This window comes from Armatimonas sp., assembly GCF_964826245.1.
In genome coordinates this window covers 1-14,666 of record NZ_CBAYMC010000101.1, presented here as the reverse complement: position 1 = coordinate 14,666, position 14,666 = coordinate 1, and the positions used below count along the sequence as shown (strand labels likewise).

17 protein-coding genes are annotated in these 14,666 nt (G+C 59.5%); 6 read left to right on the top strand and 11 right to left on the bottom strand.

All coding sequences use genetic code 11. The annotated features are described in order from the left end of the window. On the bottom strand, positions 1–912 hold a 912-nt coding region (locus tag AC1XOS_RS11310), incomplete at its 3' end, for a 5'-3' exonuclease (protein WP_481962322.1). Positions 913–966: 54 nt separating this feature from the next. Between AC1XOS_RS11310 and AC1XOS_RS11305 the strand changes: the two genes are divergently transcribed. The 3 genes from AC1XOS_RS11305 to AC1XOS_RS11295 are packed head-to-tail and all read left to right on the top strand — an operon-like array spanning position 967 to position 3,377. Further along, entirely contained in the window at positions 967–1,884 is a 918-nt protein-coding gene (locus tag AC1XOS_RS11305) for an aldo/keto reductase (RefSeq protein WP_481962325.1), read from the top strand. 30 nt (positions 1,885–1,914) lie between these two features. Then, positions 1,915–2,754, top strand: a complete 840-nt coding sequence (locus AC1XOS_RS11300; protein ID WP_481962321.1) for an ADP-ribosylglycohydrolase family protein — start codon at positions 1,915–1,917, stop codon at positions 2,752–2,754. Positions 2,755–2,768: 14 nt separating this feature from the next. After that, positions 2,769–3,377: a hypothetical protein gene (locus AC1XOS_RS11295; RefSeq protein ID WP_481962320.1), complete on the top strand. Its 609-nt coding sequence runs from the start codon at positions 2,769–2,771 to the stop codon at positions 3,375–3,377. On the opposite strand, the gene AC1XOS_RS11290 is transcribed toward AC1XOS_RS11295, so the two are convergent. Together AC1XOS_RS11290 and AC1XOS_RS11285 are read right to left on the bottom strand one after the other, a co-directional pair. After that, on the bottom strand, positions 3,361–4,626 hold the full coding sequence (locus AC1XOS_RS11290) for a lactate racemase domain-containing protein (RefSeq protein ID WP_481962319.1): 1,266 nt from the start codon (positions 4,624–4,626) through the stop codon (positions 3,361–3,363). The genes AC1XOS_RS11295 and AC1XOS_RS11290 overlap by 17 nt on opposite strands. 12 nt (positions 4,627–4,638) lie before the next feature. After that, positions 4,639–4,935 carry a Uma2 family endonuclease gene (locus AC1XOS_RS11285; protein ID WP_481962324.1) on the bottom strand — a complete coding sequence of 99 codons (297 nt, stop codon included), beginning with the start codon at positions 4,933–4,935 and terminating at the stop codon, positions 4,639–4,641. Positions 4,936–5,191: 256 nt separating this feature from the next. Between AC1XOS_RS11285 and AC1XOS_RS11280 the strand changes: the two genes are divergently transcribed. Further along, positions 5,192–6,334 carry a tetratricopeptide repeat protein gene (locus AC1XOS_RS11280; RefSeq protein WP_481962318.1) on the top strand — a complete coding sequence of 381 codons (1,143 nt, stop codon included), beginning with the start codon at positions 5,192–5,194 and terminating at the stop codon, positions 6,332–6,334. On the opposite strand, the gene AC1XOS_RS11275 is transcribed toward AC1XOS_RS11280, so the two are convergent. The 6 genes from AC1XOS_RS11275 to AC1XOS_RS11250 form a co-directional block, all read right to left on the bottom strand. Further along, a complete protein-coding gene (locus tag AC1XOS_RS11275) occupies positions 6,307–7,842 on the bottom strand; it encodes a CRTAC1 family protein (RefSeq protein ID WP_481962317.1) in 1,536 nt (511 codons plus the stop codon). The genes AC1XOS_RS11280 and AC1XOS_RS11275 overlap by 28 nt on opposite strands. A 118-nt stretch (positions 7,843–7,960) precedes the next feature. After that, entirely contained in the window at positions 7,961–8,095 is a 135-nt protein-coding gene (locus AC1XOS_RS11270) for a hypothetical protein (RefSeq protein ID WP_481962316.1), read from the bottom strand. A 15-nt stretch (positions 8,096–8,110) separates the two neighbouring features. Continuing rightward, a complete protein-coding gene (locus AC1XOS_RS11265; RefSeq protein WP_481962315.1) occupies positions 8,111–8,479 on the bottom strand; it encodes a hypothetical protein in 369 nt (122 codons plus the stop codon). A gap of 339 nt (positions 8,480–8,818) precedes the next feature. Then, complete coding sequence (locus tag AC1XOS_RS11260) at positions 8,819–9,016, bottom strand: hypothetical protein (protein WP_481962314.1); 198 nt, start codon at positions 9,014–9,016, stop codon at positions 8,819–8,821. A 21-nt stretch (positions 9,017–9,037) separates the two neighbouring features. Then, positions 9,038–10,849: a translation elongation factor 4 gene (gene lepA, locus AC1XOS_RS11255; protein ID WP_481962313.1), complete on the bottom strand. Its 1,812-nt coding sequence runs from the start codon at positions 10,847–10,849 to the stop codon at positions 9,038–9,040. Positions 10,850–11,024: 175 nt separating this feature from the next. Further along, entirely contained in the window at positions 11,025–11,567 is a 543-nt protein-coding gene (locus AC1XOS_RS11250; protein ID WP_481962312.1) for a YceI family protein, read from the bottom strand. Between the two features lie 87 nt (positions 11,568–11,654). On the opposite strand from AC1XOS_RS11250, the gene AC1XOS_RS11245 reads away from it, so the two are divergent. Next, positions 11,655–12,668 (top strand): Gfo/Idh/MocA family protein, encoded by a 1,014-nt coding sequence (locus AC1XOS_RS11245; RefSeq protein ID WP_481962311.1) that lies wholly within the window; start codon positions 11,655–11,657, stop codon positions 12,666–12,668. A 9-nt stretch (positions 12,669–12,677) separates the two neighbouring features. On the opposite strand, the gene pyrE is transcribed toward AC1XOS_RS11245, so the two are convergent. Then, positions 12,678–13,256: an orotate phosphoribosyltransferase gene (gene pyrE / locus AC1XOS_RS11240; RefSeq protein ID WP_481962310.1), complete on the bottom strand. Its 579-nt coding sequence runs from the start codon at positions 13,254–13,256 to the stop codon at positions 12,678–12,680. Between the two features lie 89 nt (positions 13,257–13,345). Here pyrE and AC1XOS_RS11235 point away from each other — a divergent pair, with 89 nt between their 5' ends. Further along, positions 13,346–13,738, top strand: a complete 393-nt coding sequence (locus tag AC1XOS_RS11235; protein WP_481962309.1) for a hypothetical protein — start codon at positions 13,346–13,348, stop codon at positions 13,736–13,738. Here the strand turns inward: AC1XOS_RS11235 and deoC are convergent. Beyond that, on the bottom strand, positions 13,714–14,658 hold the full coding sequence (gene deoC / locus AC1XOS_RS11230) for a deoxyribose-phosphate aldolase (protein WP_481962323.1): 945 nt from the start codon (positions 14,656–14,658) through the stop codon (positions 13,714–13,716). The genes AC1XOS_RS11235 and deoC overlap by 25 nt on opposite strands. Between the last annotated feature and the right edge of the window lie 8 nt (positions 14,659–14,666).

Sequence of the window (14,666 nt, the reverse complement as noted above, 5' to 3'; positions counted from 1 at the left end):
GGAGGAGGGATTCACGGAGGAGGGTTGCGTCGCCTTCGCCTCCACCCGCCGTGCGAGGGTGCGGAACTCCAGCTCATCGAAGAAGACCTTAATCGCGGCGTAGTCCGGAGCGTACTCAGGGCAGTTTTCGGGAGCCGGGAGCGCGGCTGCCTCGGGGAGGGGAATGTCCTTGCGGATCACCGCCAGCTCTTTGGAGAGGCGCATCTTATCTAAGTGCTCCCGAATCTTCTCCTGAATACGGGCAGGCGTCACTTCACCCAGCCGCGCCTCGATCTCCTCCACCGTCGGGAAGGCTTGCAAGAGCGTTGTCGCGGTTTTCTCGCCAATGCCGGGGACGCCGGGGATATTGTCGCTAGAGTCGCCTTTTAGGGCGCGATAGTCTGTGAGCTGACTCGGCTTCAGCCCGTAGCGCGTCTCAACCGCAGCCTCATCGTAGAGCACGGTGTCCGTGATGCCCTTAATGGTGGTGAGAACTTGAATGCCCGGCTGGACAAGCTGGAGCATGTCCGAGTCGCCGCTGACAATCAGCACGTCGTAGCCCGCTGCCTTGCCTTGCGTGGCGAGCGTCCCGATAATATCGTCGGCTTCGTAGCCCGGCGCTTCCAGCGAGATCGCCCGAAAGACATCGGCGAGGCGCCGCGCATACGGTCCCTGCTGAATGAGATCATCGGGCGTGTCTTGGCGCGTCCCCTTGTACTCCGTGAACAGCTCGTGGCGAAACGTCGGCTCGTGCGTGTCCCAGGCGCAGAACATCAGATCGGGCGCATGTTTCTCGGTCACGCCTAGCAGCATCTGCGTGAAGCCAAAGAGCGCGTTGGTGGGCAGCCCCTTGGAGTTGGTGAGCGAGCGCACCGCAAAAAAGCCCCGGAAAAGCAGCGAGTTGCCGTCGAGGAGAACGAGTGTTTTAGCCATTTGCGGGTATTGTACCCGCCGCTCGCACCACTCCGGTATACTGGCTCCATGACGATGAAACGACTCATGATCGGAACCAGCTCTGTCAGCGCTTCCGAGATTTCTTTGGGCTGTATGCGAATCGCGGGCATGGCTCCCGACGCGGTGGACACGCTCCTGCGCACCTCCTGGGAGGCTGGGATCAACTTCTACGACCATGCCGATATCTACGGCGGCGGCAAGAGCGAGGAGGTCTTTACGGCGTCGATCAAGCGCCTCGGTCTGAAGCGTAGCGAGCTGCTTCTCCAGAGCAAGTGCGGCATCCGGAGTGGCTTCTTCGACTTCTCCAAGGAGCATATTCTGACTTCCGTGGACAAGATTCTCACCCGCCTCGACACGGACTACTTGGATATTCTCCTTCTCCACCGCCCCGATGCGCTGGTCGAGCCGGAAGAAGTGGCGGAGGCGTTTGAAACGCTCAAGCAGAGCGGCAAAGTGCTCCACTTTGGAGTCAGCAACCACAACCCCAGCCAGATCGAGCTGCTCCAGGCCAGCCTCCCGATGAAGCTCGAAGCTAACCAGCTCCAGTTCTCTATCACCAACACGGGCATGATTGACCATGGCCTCAATGTGAATATGGAGATTGATCGCTCGATTGATCGCGATGGTGGAATTTTGGACTACTGCCGCCTCAAGAAGATCACCGTTCAGGCGTGGTCGCCGTTCCAGTACGGCTTCTTCGAGGGGACGTTTTTAGGCAACCCTAAGTTCCCCAAGCTCAACGAGGTTCTGGAAGCGATGGCCAGCGAGTTTGGCGTCACTCCCACAACCATGGCCATTGCTTGGATTCTGCGCCACCCCGCCAAGATTCAGCCCGTTGTCGGCACCACCAGCCCGGAGCGTGTGCAGCAAGTCGCGCTTGCCTCAGGCGTGGCGCTGACCCGGCCTCAGTGGTACGAGATCTACCGAGCGGCGGGCAATACACTTCCCTAATCGCGCGTTGTGTGTTATGATGACACTATTATGAGCGATGCCAAGACAAGCCCGCGCCTACTTCTCTCGATTGCGGTCGGAGATGCCTACGGTGCGGGCTTTGAGTTTGAGACCCCCGAGGTAGTCGAGCGTGAAAACGACGGCAAGCACTACCGCAAGCGGGCTGGGTTCACGCCGGGGCACTACACCGACGATACACAGATGACGCTGGCGATCTGGGAGGCCGTGCGCCTCGGGGAGCCGTTTACGCCGCGCTACCTCGCCGATAGGTTTGTCGCTGTCTACCACCGCGACCCGCGCCCTGGCTATGCCCGCGGCTTTGAGGGGGTCTTGAAGTCGTGCAAGAACGGCACGGAGCTGCTGGAGAAGCTCAAGCCAGAAAGCGACCGCAACGGCGCGGCGATGCGCTCCGTGCCGCTGGGCCTCTTGCCAAGCATCACCAAAGTCAAAGCCTACGCGAAGATTCAGGCGGCTATTACGCACAACACATCGGGCGGGATTGCCTCGTCGCAGGCCGTGGGACTGATGGCGCACTTTGGCCTGAGGCGGCTCGGCAAGCTGAGCGAGCTGGCGGCGTTCTTAGAACAACACGTCCCCGGAACGCCTTGGAGCCAGCCCTGGCACGGCGAGGTTCCGCTCCATGGAATCGCCACCGTCCGCGCCGCTCTTACCGCGCTCCTCGCCTGCCGCAAGCAGTCCGACTTGCTCCGCGCCGCCATTGCCTTCACGGGAGACACCGACTCCGTCGCCGCGATTGCGCTAGGCTGCTCCGCGTGCTTTACCGAGTACAAGCGAGACCTGCCAAGCGTGCTGATTCGTGAGCTAGAGAACGGCCCCTACGGCCGGGATTATCTGACTGTGATTGGATAGCCTATAATTTGAATATGCACTTCTTCCAACAATCTATGAGTCCAGAGGACTACACCGACGAGAACATCTGTCAGGTGATGGGGCTTCCTGGGTTCGAGCTTGCGGAAGAGAGCACCGGGATTCGCATGCTCTGCAAGCCGTCGTTTCACCCCGAGGTCTGTCTCACAGCCAGTCCCAGTGAGCTTCAGGTTGTTGCGCTACAGAGCCAGTTTTGGCGCGAGGGGCGCTTCTGTCGCCTATCCAGAACAATGGAGACGGTGTCACTTGCATCAGAGGAATTTAAAGCTCTCGTTGGCCAGTTTCAGCAAGCCTACACCAAGAAGCCAGAAAGAATTGGCATGCTGGATGGAATGCCCATTTCTATTCTCTACCAAGAAGGGCCACAAAGGTTCTCTATTGGTGGCCATCCAATGACTGATGTAACCGACAGCTTCACGGCTCAGCTTCTTGAGCTAGCACACTCACGGGTGACGAATCGGGTGGTGCGCAACGCTCTCGCTGAGTGTGGCCGGTATGTCAATCTATTTCTGGCCTACGAACCAGAGCCTCAACAGCCCCTGACTCATCTTCTGATTCTGGGAACGCCTGAGGAGCGGGAGGAGCTTCTTAAGGCGCTGCCTTGACCCGGTAGAGCATCTCGCCGGCTTTGGGGACGTAGAGAATTCCTTCGTCCTCGCGGTCTTTGTAGTCGTCGACATTGATCGTGCGCCAGTCGCGGTAGCCGAGGTTGATCTTCTTACAGACATCTTCGGGGATGCCGGTGGCCAGCGTCACAGTTACCCGCGGGGTTTCGACGCCGTTTTCGTAGGTGCCGACGCCTTTCACATGGACGCAGTGGGCCATCGTGCCCCACGGCTCGTCTTTGAATTTGTCCCAGTGGGCAAGAAAATAGTCTCTCACGTGGTAGCCGAGGCGCTCGATATGCTCGCCGTGGGTGACGGAGATCTCGTGGATATGGGGGGCGTAGATGATCAGCTCGCCCCCATCGGCGACCACGGGCTCTAGCTTGTACATGCACTTTCCCCCCACCCAGAGCTCGTCGTACATGGGCGGGGCGCAGGAAAGAACCGTGTGAAACGCGCGGGGCATGTAGGTGATATGGAGCTGGTCGCTCAGGTCGGAAGCCGCGTCCCAGGCCGCTTCCGGCGAGCCCGCGTAGAGCCCGGCCAGCATTCCCTTCTCGACCACCATACAGAACGCCGTGCGGGGAGTCGGCACCATCGCGGCAGCCCGATCCACGACTTTGCGCACCGGAGTCCACTTGTGCCCAATAATCAGCGGGTTGCTAATCACCGCCCCGAGCCAGTGGAAAAAGTTCAGCACCTCCGGGCCGGAGATGCCCGGAAAGAGATACTTATTGCCCCCCGAGAAGCCCACGACCTCGTGCGGAAAGACCGGCCCGAGGATCATCAGCCGGTCGTAGTCGTAGATGATCTTGTTGATGCGCACCGGCACGTCCATCGCAAAGAGGCCATTCGAGAGTGTGGCGATCTCCTCGCTGGGGATCGTTCCTAGAGACGCCAGTGCGTCTGGATCGTCCCAGGCGTGGTTCAAAAATGCCACTGAGCTGTAGGTTTCGCGGCGCTGCTCTAGCGTGATCTCCAGCCGCTGGCAGATCTCGTCTTCCGTCATCGCGCGGTGCGTTCCCAGCGCAATCATGATGTCGAGGTGCGCTCCGGCGGCATGCGTCTGGGCGTAGATCTCCCGAAAGAGCCAGCCGACCGGCGCGGTGCGCGTGGCATCGGGGATGATCAGCAAGAGGCGCTTGCCTTTAAGCTCCAGCGGAGCCAGTGCCTGCGCCACAATCTGCGCCACCTCCGGCTCGGTGAGCGTGCGGTCGGTGAAGCCCAGACCAAATGCGTTCTCTGTCATAGTAGCTCTATTCTACTCGACGGGGAAGAGTTGCGTTAGGGAGAGTGTAAAGCCTGGCAAGGTCGTGCCGCCGTCGAAGACGGCCTCGCGTGTCAGTAGCTCCGGGTCGGCATCGGGTCGGTAGACCATCAAAACTTGCTTGGCAGGGTTTAGCTCCAGCACGATTTGTACGCCCACCTCCAGCCACTCCCGCACTTTCTCCGAGATCTCACGGGTACGGTCGTTGGGAGAGCGGGTTTCGAGCACCAACTTGCACCAGCGGGCATATTTAAGCTCCTGAGCTTCCCCTGGACAAGCTCGTAGTGCCAGTCGCTGGGAAACGCAAAAAGCTCCTCCGCCGTTCGCCTCAAGGAGCGCTGTTCCGTCAGAAAGCCCTCGCCCGTTGACATTTGCCCCCTTCTTGCTCCAAAAGCCGTGTTACTGCCGCTCTGTCGTCTTTCTTGATGGCGTTGATGAGCTGCTTTGTGGTGGGCGTTTGCATACGGTTGTTGCACGGCTTTATTGTCACCGTGTATGGCCGCGCTAGCTTGACAGATAAATCCCTCTCCTGTAGGATGCACGCACCATGTTACGACTTCGGGTAAGCTTTCTCCTGGTACTTGTAGGTTGCTCTGTTGCACCGCCTGCCACGAAGCCCTCTTCTCCCTCACCCGCTCCCCGAATGGCAACAGAGCTGCTGTACACGGGGGACATGCCTGCGGAGCTCACTCCAAAGATTCAGGAGCTTCAGGCGGCTTTTCAGGCAGGACAGACCCTCAAGGCGCAGGGGCTTGCCAAGGCACTTGAACCTAAGGCCCTAAGCTCCTCGGACTTGAGCGATCTGTTAGCGGGCTTCTACTACCGGCTTGGAGTGCTCGAGGGGGCACTTCGACTCTCTCGGCAGGCGGTGACCCTGAACCCAAAGTCCGCCACCGCACTGCTACATCTGGGCCAGCTTGAACAAGACTTGGGCTACTCACAGCCTGCCGGAGAGCATCTTCGTGCTGCACGTGACCTTGCCCCCAATGCGGTGCAGGTGCATCTCGCTCTGGCACGGTTTTTAGAGCGTGAGCTACACCAGCGTGAGGGCGAGGCGGAGCGTCGTGAGGCACTCTCACTTGAGCCACAGAACCCTGGGATTATGGGAGAGCTCGCCAGCAATCTTATCCGCCAGCAACGCTACGGCGAAGCCCGAGCACTTCTGGTCGAGGCAGATCGCTTCGCCCCCAATGCTCCACCGGGCTTGCTCCAGAGAGCCCAGATCGCCTGGGAGGAGGCACGGCGGGGGATTGGCAACACCCAGGAGCGCTACTCTGAGATGGAGACGTGGCTCACGAAGTGCCTGCAAGCCTCGCCCGATGACCCAGGTGCGCTCTTTCTACTAGGAAACTTACGGGTGGCACGCGGCGATGATGCGGGGGCAGAGCAGGCTCTTAGCACCGCGCTGGCACGTGCCCCCGAGCTAGAGGGCCTGCGGGTTCAGCTGGGGCAAGTGCTGGTGCGGCGTGGGCAAAAAGAGCGTGGCGAGGCCATGATTAACGTACATCGTAAGCTCCAGGAACACCGCGAGATGCGGGATCGTCTGGTGAGCCGGGTAGCGATGCAGCCAGAGAATACCGCCCGGCGCCAAGAGCTGATCCGCTGGTGCTTGGCCAATGGTGAGCTGGCACGGGCGACGCTGGAGCAGGCCGAGCTAAAACGTCAGCTCGGCTCACGCACGGGCAAGTAGCGATCCACAAGGGGCCGAGCAACCGTCTGCACAGTACCTGAGGGCCAGCGGATCACCAGCTTCTCCACCGCCGAGGCGCTCCCAAGCCCAAAATGCACCCGAGGGTCCGAGCTGGAGAGGTAGGAGCCATCGGCGTGACAGTGGCGCACTATGGTCTTCCCACCGGGGAGAGTTACTGTCACGACCGCACCGTAGCCAGCTGTATTGCTCTTGGTTCCTTCGAGAGCCAGCCCGAGCCAGTGTCCTCGCTTTGGTGCCTCATTATGGAGCAGGAGTGGGGTTGCCTGTGAGTCGACGAGAAGCAAATCGATGGCTCCATCATTGTCATAGTCACCTGTGGCGAGACCACGTCCCAGGATGGGCTTGGTAAAGGCAGGGCCAGCCCTCTGGCTAATTTCTGAGAAGCGGCCGCTCTGATTGTGAAAGAGCTGGCTAGGCTGTTGGTAGGTCGTGTTCGCATCAAGCTTTTGGACATTGTCCTGGATATGGCCGTTGGTGAAGGCCAGATCTAGCCAGCCATCGTTGTCAAAATCGAAGAACCGACAGCCAAATGCCACATAAGGCTCCGTGCTCGCCCCTAGCCCCGCGATGTAGCTCAGATCCTTAAAAAACTTACCTTGCTCGCTTTGGTAGAGCGAGTTGGGCTCATTGCGGAACGTAGTGACTACCAGATCTAGCCAGCCATCGTTATTATAATCGCCCCAGTCTAGGCCCATCCCGGCATGAAGTCGTGCATTGGAGTCGTAAGCAAGCCCGAGAGCATCGGCTTGGTTGACAAAGCTGCTTCCCGTGGAAACCAGTAGATCGCCAGGAGACTCATCGTTGGCAAAAGCAATCGCTTGCTTACCTGAGCCACTGAAATCTGCCGCTGCCACTCCTAGCCCTCGCCCCCGTGTCTGAGACTTTACCTGATGGCTCACGGAAGAGTCGGTAAAGCGTCCCCTTCCCTGGTTCTGGAAAAACGCGGCGGGGAGAGGGGGGTACTCACGTGGGCCACAAGCGGCCAGTACGATCTTTCCCTGCCCATCCCGGGTATCGCAGAGCAGGCGCGCACCACGCTCTGGGGAGAAATCAACATAGTTTGCCACGAAGAGATCCAGCCGCCCCGAGCCGGGAGCCGTCTCCACCCAGGTTGCCGCTGTCCCCCAAGGCTGAGGCGTCACCCCTGAGCGGGCGCTGACATTCGTAAACCCCGTACCATTCTCGTTGTGGAGCAAGGCACCTCCCGCAAAAGCCGTGAGGTAGAGATCGGGATACCCGTCGTGGTCGTAGTCGCCCACGGCAGCTCCGGAGAGCTCCCCCGTATGCGTCGGGAAGTCGGCTGGCGTAAACTTGCCCTTCCCATCACCACGAAAGAGCTTGCAAGGGTTACCCACCAGAAGGATATCCAAGTTTCCATCACGGTCCATGTCGAAAAATGCTGCCCCATTGCCTAGGGTCTCACGCAAGTTCAGAGGCGATTTTTGGGGGGGAGTCCAGCGGTAGTCAAGCCCGGATAGGGCAGTCACATCCCGGAAGTAGAGAGGCGGCCCCGATAACGTATTGGATCTGGTACAGCCTGCCAGTAGAGCAAGGAGTAATATTCTGGGTAGTCCTGGTTTCATTTGAGCATTTTACCTACGTTTTCTAGCGCAGGGTGGGATACTTGTCGCTCTCGTGGCGCAGCTCGTTCTGGGGTGTGAGGTAGGCGATAGAGATCCCCTCGGCTGCCATGGCCTTAAGGTACTTGACGAGATACTGTGCGTAGGTGCTGGTTTTCATCCACGCGGGGGCGCTTCACGGCGAGGCGATCAGGGTTAATTTGGGCTGGATTTTCTTGATCTCCTTGAGCAGGGGAATCAGAAAGCGCAGCTCCCGCTCTATGGAGAACGCCGCCAGAGTCGGGTCGGGCGTGTCGCAGGAGGTGTAGCTGCCGTCGTGGTTGAAGTCCGAAGCCCCGATGCAGAGGCGCAGCACCGCAAAGCCATTGCCCGTCTTGCTGTTAAAGAGCGCCTTGAGCGCGGCTCCTACCCCGAGAAACGGCTGGAGCTTGTGCTCGCTCTCCACCAAGATCTCAGGCAACCCCACCCCGCCGCCCTCCCAGCGCAAGGGCGGCAGCTTCGTCAGCAAGTTCTTCTTATCCGGCGTCGTCAAAAAAGCATCCATGCTCTATTGTAACCGCTTATGTATCCGCCGGTTGAAATCGGCGTCTGAGGGCCTTCGGCCACAAAGTCGCTCCGCGACTAAATTCGGTAGCCCGGGCCGGGCTTTTTGGCGCTTGCGCCTCTAGACGCCGATTTCAACCGGCGGGTTTATTACGTGTCTTGCTTGAGAATGACAAATTTGTAGAAGGCCATCTCGGCAATCGCGATCCACTAGGAGCTGATCAGAAGCGCCCCGAGGATCATTCCCATCGCTTGCGCAGGAGCTTGCTTGAAGCGCCGAAATGCCGCCACAAAAAGTCCCGCTCCTACTAGAAGCGTAATAAGGGCGATCAGACTTATCTCATTTGTCCTTGCGTTCGCGCCACCGGGCACCTGTTTTTAAACTGTCCATTACCAAAAATGCCAGCCACCAGACATTGAGCAGCACCCCAACCAAGATCAAGAGCACACCCTGCTGTTGCGATGTCTTGAAGCGCCGCATCCCCAACCACAACAGCACACCACCGACGATCAAGCACAGCACAAAAAGCCGGGCCATCTTAGTGGCCCACTATCACGACTAATCTCCCAGCTTGAGCACGGACATGAACGCCTCTTGCGGAATCTCGACATTGCCGAACTGCTTCATGCGTTTCTTGCCCTCTTTTTGCTTTTCGAGTAGCTTGCGCTTTCGGGAGATATCGCCGCCGTAGCACTTGGCAATGACGTTCTTACGCATCGCGGAGACGCGCTCTGCGGCGATGATCTTGCCCCCAATCGCGGCCTGGAGCTTGATCTCAAACATCTGACGTGGGAGAATTTCTTTGAGCTTCTCGACCAGTAGCTTACCGCGCGGATAGGCTTTGTCGCGGTGGGCGATAAAGCTCAGCGCGTCCACGGGCTCGGAGTTGACCTGGACATCTACTTTTACTAAGTTGCTGACACCGTAGTCGGAGAGCTCGTAGTCGAAGCTGGCGTAGCCTTTCGTGCGGCTCTTGAGCTGATCGAAGAAGTCCATGATGATCTCGGCGAGGGGGAGCTTGTAGTGCATCATCACGCGATTTGGAGCAGGATACTCCATCGTCCCCATGATCCCACGCCGGTCACGGCCCATGTCCATCACGGCTCCCACGTAGTCGGTGGGGACAATCACCATCGCCTCGACATACGGCTCCTCAATGCGCTCGATGCTGGTGGTCTCGGGCCAGTTGGCGGGATTGTCAATGACCTGCATGGTGCCATCGGTCTTGTAGACATGGTAGATGACGCTCGGGGCGGTGCAGAGCAGGGAGAGATTGAACTCGCGCTCTAGCCGCTCTTGGACAATCTCCATGTGCAGAAGCCCCAGAAAGCCACAGCGGAAGCCAAAGCCCATCGCGGCGCTACTCTCGGCCTCAAAGCTGAGTGCCGCGTCGTTGAGCTGCATCTTGGCGAGTGCTTCTCGGAGATTGGGGAAGTCGTTGGAGTCCATCGGGTAGAGGCCACAGAAGACCATCGGCTTGGCGGGACGGTAGCCTGGAAGCGCCTCGACTCCCTTGCCCTCACGCCCGGCGACCGTGATCGTGTCGCCGACGCGGGCATCGGTGACGGACTTGATCGCTGCGTGAAAATAGCCTGTGCCCCCGGCGCGTAGTAGCTCGGCAGGTTTCATGCGCGGTGCAAATGTCCCCACTTCGCTGACCGGGAACTCCTTGTTGGTGGCGATAAAGTGCACCTTGTCACCCGCCTTGAGGGTGCCGTCCACGATACGAACGTAGGCCACCACGCCTAAGTAGCCGTCGTAGTGGCTGTCAAAGACCAGCGCACGTAGCGGCTTCTCAGGATCACCCGTCGGCGGTGGCACTTTCTGCACCACGGCCTCCAAGATCTCCTCGATCCCGATTCCCTCTTTGGCGCTGCACGGAATCGCCTCCGTGGCGTCAATCATCAGGAGGTTCTCGATCTCCTCTGCCACGCGATCTGGGTCGGCGGCGGGCAGGTCAATCTTATTGATGACCGGGATGATCTCTAGGTTCGCACTCATCGCCAGGTTCGCATTGGCCAGGGTCTGCGCCTCGACACCCTGCGCGGCATCCACCACTAATAGCGCACCTTCACAGGCATTGAGAGACCGTGACACTTCGTAGGTAAAGTCCACGTGGCCGGGCGTATCGATCAGATTGAGCTCGTACTCCAGCCCATCTTTGGCGGTGTAGGCCATGCGCACAGCAGCCATCTTGATCGTGATGCCGCGCTCGCGCTCGATATCCATCTGGTCGAGAAGCTGCGCCTGCATGTCGCGCTTATTGACAGTGCCGGTAAACTCCAGCAGCCGGTCGGCGAGCGTGGACTTGCCGTGGTCCACGTGAGCGATGATACAAAAGTTTCGGATACGATCCTGAGGAACAGACATAGACCTCTATTGTATCGCGTGTCGCCTCGCCTCTGAGCCGCCCCATAAAATCAGGCGTCTCCAGTGGCTTCGTTCCTCAGCCGCAAAGCCCGTGCCGGGCTATTAGATTCGGTAGCCTGGCACGGGCTTTCCAGTGTGAAACGCTACGACACGCCCCGTTCACGGGGCGGGAGCGCTACTTCTTGACGCCTTCGAGATCGAGGCTGATCTCAACCTGCTCGCCGACCACTTGCGTGCCCTCGACCAGTGCGTTCCAGCTAAGGCCAAAGTCCTTGCGGTTGATCGCAAAGCGTGCCTCGACCCCCGCGCGGGTCTCTTTCTGCATGCCCTTGACGGGCTTGGAGACGGTGAAGGGGAAGCTGATGACCTTGGTGACGCCGTGGATGGTGAGCTTGCCGGTGGCCTTGTAGTCCGCGCCTGCCTTCTCGACCTTGGTGCTGACAAAGCTCAGGGTGGGGAACTTCTCGACATCAAAGAAATCCCCGCTGCGCAGGTGCTTGTCACGGGCCTCGTTGGCGGTGTCCACACTCTTAGCCTGCACCGTAAAGCTCACCGACGACTTGGCGAGGTTCTTGGGATCGGCGATGACAGTTCCCGTGAAGTCCGTGAACTTTCCACGGGTCTTGCCCGCGCCCAGGTGGCGCACGGCGAACCCAATCTCGCTGTGTGCGGCATCCACGGTCCAAGTGCCCGTGGGGTCTAGCTGAAAAAATGGCATTGTAAAATCTACCTCCGCACAAGAATACAAGTATCGAATCAGAATAGTTCCAGTTGTTACTATTATTTTTTATGGTAAAGTTTTCCCATGTCTCTTAAGATTGCCATTGTGGGCACGGGCAAGGTCGCCCGCAATAACTATCTTCCGTATTTGAGCAAGCAGCCCGATGTGACGCTCAGCTACTTCTCGCGCACGCTTGAGAAAGCCGAAGCCTGCGCCCGCGACTTTGGTGGCCAAGCTTTTGCCTCTATCGAAGCCTTACTCGCCGACGAGCCTGATGCCGTGTTGGTGCTCACCCACGAGACACAGCGTGCTGAGGCGATTGAGGCGCTCTTGGCAGGCAAGCCCAAGCGCCTCTTTTTTGAGAAGCCACTGGTTGCCAAAAACGGCCAAGCCAATGTCAGCGAGGACGACTTTCTGCTCGCACGCTCGCTGCTACAACGCGCCGAAGCGCAGGGCCATGCGACCGCGATGGTCTTTAACTACCGCTTCTTTGAGCAGACACAGCGGGCGCAGAAGATCCTGGCAGAGCGCGATTTTGGCAGGCTGACCCAGGCCACGCTTCTCGTGAACTACGCCTGCTGGAGCCACTGTATTGACCTGCTCAATCTCTTCGGCGGGCGGGCTATCGAAATCACGGCGCTTGCCGGGACAGCGGAGTACCAGGGCGCAGTGGATGTCAGTGGAGCGTTTCGGCTGGAGAGCGGCGCGACGGGCACCATTCTAGGCACCAGTGGCACCAAGTTTGACCACTCGCTCTACGAGCTGCACTTTAGCTTCGAGCGTGGGAGCCTGCACTTCTCCGATCTCGATGGGCCGCTGGAGATCTACGACCACGCGACGCGCTACAAAGAGACTTACGGGCTGATGGGGAACCACTCGCGCTGGGACCAGTACCGGGTGTCGTTTGAGAAGTCACTGGCGGCCTATCTGGATTCAATTCGCCAGGCAACCCCACCGCCCATTTCGGGCCTTGCCGGGCTAGAGGAGCTCCAGTTCGAGGCCGCCCTGCGCCGCTCCATCGCGCAGCGGCGGCCCGTGAACGTCCAGGAAGAGCTACCAGTGATTCCCCCCACCCAGAGGGTACCCGGCGGGGGCTAGGGGGGCGGCTTACTTCTTGCCGGTTGAGCCGGGACGCGTAATGGGAACGGCAGCGAGCTCCGCGGGTAGCTCGTCTTCGGCGTAGCTGACGGCATTGATGGAGAGAGTCGCGGCCAGCGGTGCGCCAAAGTCTAGCTTGCCACCGCTGCGATCCACGACCACGCCTACGCCACAGAGAGTCGCCCCCACGCTCTCTACCAGCTCCATACACTCTCGGATCGAGCCGCCGGTGGTGAGTACATCATCCACCACTAACACGCGCTGGCCTGCCACTAAATGCTCCGGGCGGCGGAGCATGCGCTTGCCACCCTCGCCCTTCTCACCATAAGCCGCGGTCACCCCCAGCTGCTTGGCCACTTCATAGGCGAGTAAGATTCCCAGCGTGGTAGGGCCAAGCACCACATCGGGCTTGGTTGCGGCGCAGCGCTCCGCGAGCACTTGACACAGCGTTTCCACATGCTGCGGGTAGCGCAGGACATGGAACTTCTCAAAGTACGTGTCGGAGTGGCGGCCACTGGTAAGCACAAAGTGCCCGGTGAGCAGTGCACCGCTCTCACGGAAAATCTGAAGAACATCACTATCGGTCATATCGCCCTGAGTATACCCATCTGTTGTTGCCTCTACCACACCCTGGTTAGTTCGATGGTAATGCGCATGGCAATACTTTACGCCATCGGGTGGCGGTGCGCCGTTGTCAGCGGGCGGCTAAAGCGGCCCGCTGTTGCGGCAAGCAGGCTAAAGCCCGCTCAGGCCCATTCGCCGTAAATATGCTGGCTACAAGTGTCGTGTTCAAACATTCGACGTCCGAGAAATACAGACTTCCGGTTTGTGCAAAATCCGAAGTCACTGTCGATTTGGTCGTACATCTGGCATCCGCCGCACTGCTCATCATGATGATGATTGTTATTATCTTCTACGATTTTCTGGCAACGATCACACCAAAAAAACTATCGCTAACCCACGATCTGACTTTGCCATTTCATAAAACTCCCCAGGCCCATTCATGGGTCTTGCCGCAACAGCGGGCCCATTTATGCGCCCGTTCTCATCCCATCGGGTGGCGGTTGTAGGCGGCGTAGCGGCCGGTAATATGGTGTTCCAATTGGCGTTCGATGTCGGAGAGGAGCGAGGAGGCGCCGATTCGGTAGCGGTTGGGTTTGGTCCACTCCACGCCGAGCTCTTCTTTCATGAGGATCAGGCCATCAAGAGACTGTTTGGCGGTGCGGATTCCTCCGGCGGGCTTGAAGCCGACAACATGGCCGGTGCGCTCGTGGAAGTCTCGGATCTGGCGGGCCATGATGAGGCTGTTGCCCAGGGTCGCGTTGGTGGGCTCTTTGCCGGTGCTGGTCTTGATGAAGTCCGCGCCCGCCATCATGCAGACCAGGCTCGCCCTCGCGACATTGGTGAGCGTCCCAAGCTCGCCCGTGGCAAGAATGGTCTTGAGGTGGGCGTCGCCGCAGGCTTCGCGGAAGGCTTGTACTTCTTCGTAGACGCCTTGCCAGTCGCCGAGCAGGACTTTGCGGCGCGAGAGGACGATGTCTATCTCTTGCGCTCCCGCTTTCACGGACTCGCGGATCTCGGCGAGGCGCAGGTGAAACGGGGAGAGCCCGGCGGGGAAGCCGGTGGAGACGGCGGCGACGGGGATACCGGAGCCCGCGAGCGCGTCCACGGCGGGAGCGATCATGTCGTGGTAGACACAGACGGCACCGACGGTGAGCTTGGGCATCTCCAGCGCATCGAGAATATCCTGCCGCACGGGCTGGCGGGCCTTGGCGCAAAGTCGTCGCACATTGCTGGGCGTGTCGTCGCCGGAGAGTGTGGTGAGGTCCATGCAGGTGATCGCCCGCAGGAGCCAGGCGGCCTGCCAGTCTTTTTTAACGCTACGACGGCCCGGAAGGCTGGCCACACGCCGCTCGACGGCGGGGCGGTTCACTTGCGTGGCGGCGACCCACTCCAGGTCAAGAGGCGTGCCGGGGTTTCTCTTTTCCATCCGCGCTT

What these genes read in the sequence shown, in the direction of transcription:
- AC1XOS_RS11305 (WP_481962325.1), top strand. Translation starts at nt 967, where the DNA reads ATGAAACGACTCATGATCGGAACCAGCTCTGTCAGCGCTTCCGAGATT.
- AC1XOS_RS11300 (WP_481962321.1), top strand. Translation starts at nt 1,915, where the DNA reads ATGAGCGATGCCAAGACAAGCCCGCGCCTACTTCTCTCGATTGCGGTC.
- AC1XOS_RS11295 (WP_481962320.1), top strand. Translation starts at nt 2,769, where the DNA reads ATGCACTTCTTCCAACAATCTATGAGTCCAGAGGACTACACCGACGAG.
- AC1XOS_RS11290 (WP_481962319.1), bottom strand. Translation starts at nt 4,626, where the DNA reads ATGACAGAGAACGCATTTGGTCTGGGCTTCACCGACCGCACGCTCACC.
- AC1XOS_RS11280 (WP_481962318.1), top strand. Translation starts at nt 5,192, where the DNA reads ATGTTACGACTTCGGGTAAGCTTTCTCCTGGTACTTGTAGGTTGCTCT.
- AC1XOS_RS11270 (WP_481962316.1), bottom strand. Translation starts at nt 8,095, where the DNA reads ATGAAAACCAGCACCTACGCACAGTATCTCGTCAAGTACCTTAAGGCC.
- AC1XOS_RS11265 (WP_481962315.1), bottom strand. Translation starts at nt 8,479, where the DNA reads ATGGATGCTTTTTTGACGACGCCGGATAAGAAGAACTTGCTGACGAAG.
- AC1XOS_RS11260 (WP_481962314.1), bottom strand. Translation starts at nt 9,016, where the DNA reads ATGGCCCGGCTTTTTGTGCTGTGCTTGATCGTCGGTGGTGTGCTGTTG.
- lepA (WP_481962313.1), bottom strand. Translation starts at nt 10,849, where the DNA reads ATGTCTGTTCCTCAGGATCGTATCCGAAACTTTTGTATCATCGCTCAC.
- AC1XOS_RS11250 (WP_481962312.1), bottom strand. Translation starts at nt 11,567, where the DNA reads ATGCCATTTTTTCAGCTAGACCCCACGGGCACTTGGACCGTGGATGCC.
- AC1XOS_RS11245 (WP_481962311.1), top strand. Translation starts at nt 11,655, where the DNA reads ATGTCTCTTAAGATTGCCATTGTGGGCACGGGCAAGGTCGCCCGCAAT.
- pyrE (WP_481962310.1), bottom strand. Translation starts at nt 13,256, where the DNA reads ATGACCGATAGTGATGTTCTTCAGATTTTCCGTGAGAGCGGTGCACTG.
- deoC (WP_481962323.1), bottom strand. Translation starts at nt 14,658, where the DNA reads ATGGAAAAGAGAAACCCCGGCACGCCTCTTGACCTGGAGTGGGTCGCC.